The following is a 4045-nucleotide window of genomic DNA, read 5'->3' on the forward strand; positions in this document are numbered from 1 at the left end:
CACACGCCTCCCGGCTGACGCCGCGGGCCCGCCGTCGTCCGCCCGCGCGCCCTCACCGAGGACGCCGCCGTCATCCACCGGGGCGGCACCGTCACCCACCGGGGCGCCACCCTCCCCCAGACGGGCGGCACCCTCACCGACCCGGGCGGCGCCGGAGCGCCGCAGGCGGGCGAGGTCGTGCCCGGCGACGACCTCACCGGCACGCAGGAGCACGGCCGAGCCGTGGTCCTCCGGCAGGCACACCAGGTTGGCGCAGAAGTGCATGCCGTAGGTGAAGTACACGTACAGGTGGCCCGGCGGCCCGAACATCACCGCGTTCCTGTCGGTCTTGCCGCGGTAGGTGTGGGCGGCCGGATCCTCGCCGGGACCGCCGTACGCCTCGACCTCGGTGAGCCGCACCGCGACACAGCCGTCCACGCTGCCGTGCACGAGGACGCGCCCGAGCAGGTCGGGCGCCACCTCGTGGGACGGCCGGTCGAAGAACGACCGCGGCAGCGGCGCGGACGTCAGGAGCCCGCCGCCCATGCCGCCTGGGCGTCGACCGCCTCGCGGAGCGCGGCGAGCTGGTCGCGGACCCGGTCGGGGGCGGTGCCGCCGTGGGCCTTGCGCGCGGCGAGCGCGCCCGGCACGTTGAGCACGTCGCGGACGTCTGGCGTGAGGTGCTCCGACACCTTGACCAGCTCCTCGTCGGTGAGCTCGCCCAGGTCCTTGTCGTTGACCTGGCACCACACCACCAGGTGGCCGACGGCCTCGTGCGCGTCGCGGAACGGCACCCCGCGCCGTACGAGCAGCTCGGCGAGGTCGGTGGCGAGCGCGAACCCGTCGGGAGCCGACGCCTCCAGGCGGGCGGTGTTGACCCGCATGGTGGCGACCAGTCCGGCCATCGCGGGCAGGACGAGCAGCAGCGTGTCGACTGCGTCGAACACCGGCTCCTTGTCCTCCTGCAGGTCGCGGTTGTAGGTGAGCGGCAGGCCCTTGAGGGTCGTCAGCAGCGACATCAGGTTGCCGATGAGACGCCCCGACTTGCCGCGGGCCAGCTCGGCCACGTCGGGGTTCTTCTTCTGCGGCATGATCGACGAGCCGGTGGAGTAGGCGTCGTCCATCTCGATCCAGCGGAACTCCTGCGAGGCCCAGAGCACGATCTCCTCGCCCAGCCTCGACAGGTGCACGCCGATCATGGCCGCGTCGAACAGGAACTCGGCCGCGAAGTCGCGGTCGGCCACGGCGTCCATCGAGTTGGGTGCGGCGCTGTCGAAGCCGAGCTCGGCGGCCACGGCCTGCGGGTCGAGCGGCAGCGAGGAGCCGGCGAGCGCGCCGGAGCCGAGCGGGGAGACCGCGGCGCGCCTGTCCCAGTCGGTGAGCCGGTCGACGTCGCGGGCGAAGGCGTGGACGTGCGCGAGGAGCTGGTGGCCGAACGACACCGGCTGCGCGTGCTGCAGGTGCGTCATGCCGGGCGCGGCGGTCTCGGCGTGCTGCTCGGCCTGCTCCATCAGCGCCGTCTCCAGCTCGACCAGCCGGGAGACGACCGTGCGGGCGTGGTCGCGGAGGTAGAGGCGCAGGTCGGTGGCGATCTGGTCGTTGCGGCTGCGCCCGGCGCGCAGCTTGCCGCCGAGCGAGCCGAGCCGCTCCAGCAGGCCGCGCTCCAGCGCGGTGTGCACGTCCTCGTCGGCGACCGTCGGCCTGAACTCGCCCGCCTTGCAGGCGCGCTCCAGGTCGTCGAGCGCGCCGATCATCCGGTCGAGCTCGTCGTCGGCCAGCAGCCCGGCCCTGTGCAGCACGCGGGCGTGCGCGCGGGACGCCGCCAGGTCGTACGGCACCAGCCGCCAGTCGAAGTGCACGCTCACCGACAGCCGGGTCAGCGCGTCGGACGGACCGCCCTCGAAGCGTCCGCCCCACAGCCGCATCGGCTTGCCATCACTCACCGTCATGTCCTCCTCGTCAAGATCTCGTGGTCGCGCCGTTGCGGGGGCCTCCCCGTGCCTCCTGCGCGACCCTAGTGCACCTCACCCGTGCTTCGCGTCCCGGGCAGCAGCGATCTTGGAAGGAAGGCTGAAGAGCTGGACGAAGCCCCTGGCCAGGGACTGGTCGAAGGTGTCGCCGGTGTCGTAGGTGGCCAGCGAGAAATCGTACAGCGACTTCTCGGAGCGCCGGCCGGTGACCGTGGCCCGGCCGCCGTGCAGCGTCATCCGCACGTCGCCCGAGACGTGCCTCTGGGCGTCGTCGATGAACGCGTCGAGGGAGCGCTTCAGCGGCGAGAACCACAGGCCGTCGTAGACGAGCTCGCTCCAGCGCTGGTCGACGCCGCGCTTGAAGCGCGCCAGGTCGCGTTCGACGGTGACGTTCTCCAGCTCCATGTGCGCGGTGATCAGTGCGATCGCGCCGGGCGCCTCGTACACCTCGCGTGACTTGATGCCGACGAGCCGGTCCTCGACCATGTCGATCCGGCCGACGCCCTGCGCGCCCGCGCGCCTGTTGAGCTCGTCGATGACCTGGTACGGCGTCAGCGCCCGGCCGTCGATCCCGGCGGGCACACCCTGCTCGAAGGTGATGACGACCTCGTCGGCCTCGCGCGGCGTGGCGGGGTCGGCGGTGTAGGAGTAGACGTCCTCGGTGGGGCCGTTCCAGATGTCCTCCAGGAAGCCGGTCTCGACGGCGCGGCCCCACAGGTTCTGGTCGATGGAGAACGGGTTCTTCCTGGTCGTCTCGATCGGCAGGCCCTTACGCTCGGCGAACTCGATCGCCTTGTCACGGGTCCAGGCGAAGTCGCGGGCCGGCGCGACGACCCTCAGGTCGGGCGCGAGCGCGGCCAGGCCGGCCTCGAAGCGCACCTGGTCGTTGCCCTTGCCGGTGCAGCCGTGGGAGACGACGGTGCCGCCGAACTGCTTGGCCGCCGAGACGAGGTGCTTGGCGATGAGCGGCCTCGACAGCGACGACAGCAGCGGGTAGCGGTCCATGTAGAGGGCGTTGGCGCGCAGGGCGGGCACGCAGAAGTCGGCGGCGAACTCCTCCTTGGCGTCCACGACGACCGACTCGGCGGCGCCGCAGTCCATGGCGCGCTTCTGGATGGCCTCCATGTCCTCGCCGCCCTGGCCGAGGTCCACCGCGACGGCGATGACCTCGGCGTCCATCTTCTCGGCGAGGAACGGGATGGCGACGGACGTGTCGAGCCCGCCGGAGAAGGCGAGGACCACTCTCTCGGACATGCTGGCACCTTTCTCGCGCGGGCTCAGGAACGTCGGTCGGCGACCTTGAGCAGGGCTTCGGCCACCGCCCGGCCGCCCTGCGGGTCGCGGCTGATGACCAGGATCGTGTCGTCGCCGGCGACCGTGCCGAGGATGGACTCCCAGTCGGCGTGGTCGATGGCGGAGGCCAGGAACTGGGCGGCTCCCGGCGGGGTGCGGACGATGATCAGGTTGGCCGAGTGCTCGGCGGAGACCAGCAGTTCCTCCGCGATGCGGTGGAGCCGCGCCGCCGGCGTCTCGCCGGTGCCCAGCCTCGCCAGCGGGATGCGTCCGCCGCCCTCCCCGGGCAGCGCGTACACCAGGGAGCCGTCCTCGGCGCGCAGCTTGAGCGCGCCGAGCTCGTCGAGGTCGCGCGAGAGCGTGGCCTGGGTGACCTCGACGCCGCTCTCGGCGAGCAGCTTGGCCAGCTCGGGCTGGGAGCGCACCGGCTGCCGCTGCAGCAGGTCGGTGATCTTGGCCTGGCGCCCCGCCTTGGTCATCGGGATGGTCATGACCTGCTCACCAGCCACTGCAGGAGTGCCTTCTGGGCGTGCAGCCGGTTCTCGGCCTGGTCCCACACGGCGCTGCCCGGCGCGTCGAGCACCTCGGCGGTGATCTCGTAGCCGCGGTAGGCGGGCAGGCAGTGCAGCACGATCGCGTCGTCCGCGGCGTGGCCGAGGAGCTCGGTGTTGACCTGGTAGGGCATGAGGGCGGCGACGCGCTCCTCCTTGCCGTCCTGGCCCATCGACACCCAGGTGTCGGTGGCGACGACGTGCGCGCCGGCGACGGCCGCGGCCGGGTCGGCCACGGCGACCACCGAGCCG

At 72.5% G+C, this 4045-nt stretch carries 4 protein-coding genes and 1 pseudogene; all 5 read right to left on the reverse strand.

What is annotated here, in order from left to right; genetic code table 11:
- On the reverse strand, nt 1–525 hold a 525-nt coding region (locus DQW85_RS26405; RefSeq protein ID WP_113702640.1), incomplete at its 3' end, for a DNA-3-methyladenine glycosylase.
- Complete coding sequence (gene argH, locus DQW85_RS26410) at nt 507–1928, reverse strand: argininosuccinate lyase (RefSeq protein ID WP_113702641.1); 1422 nt, start codon at nt 1926–1928, stop codon at nt 507–509. The genes argH and DQW85_RS26405, both read right to left, overlap by 19 nt.
- Before the next feature lie 75 nt (nt 1929–2003).
- Entirely contained in the window at nt 2004–3203 is a 1200-nt protein-coding gene (locus DQW85_RS26415) for an argininosuccinate synthase (protein WP_113702642.1), read from the reverse strand.
- A gap of 23 nt (nt 3204–3226) precedes the next feature.
- Nucleotides 3227–3733 (reverse strand): arginine repressor, encoded by a 507-nt coding sequence (locus DQW85_RS26420; protein WP_113702643.1) that lies wholly within the window; start codon nt 3731–3733, stop codon nt 3227–3229.
- Nucleotides 3730–4045, reverse strand: a pseudogene (locus tag DQW85_RS26425) (ornithine carbamoyltransferase); the annotation flags it as partial. The pseudogene DQW85_RS26425 and the gene DQW85_RS26420, both read right to left, overlap by 4 nt.

The organism is Nonomuraea lactucae, from assembly GCF_003313395.1.
Classification (GTDB): Bacteria; Actinomycetota; Actinomycetes; order Streptosporangiales; family Streptosporangiaceae; genus Nonomuraea; species Nonomuraea lactucae.

Coding starts and splice junctions, on each gene's coding strand:
- DQW85_RS26420 (WP_113702643.1), bottom strand. CDS start 3,733: ATGACCATCCCGATGACCAAGGCGGGGCGCCAGGCCAAGATCACCGAC.
- DQW85_RS26415 (WP_113702642.1), bottom strand. CDS start 3,203: ATGTCCGAGAGAGTGGTCCTCGCCTTCTCCGGCGGGCTCGACACGTCC.
- argH (WP_113702641.1), bottom strand. CDS start 1,928: ATGACGGTGAGTGATGGCAAGCCGATGCGGCTGTGGGGCGGACGCTTC.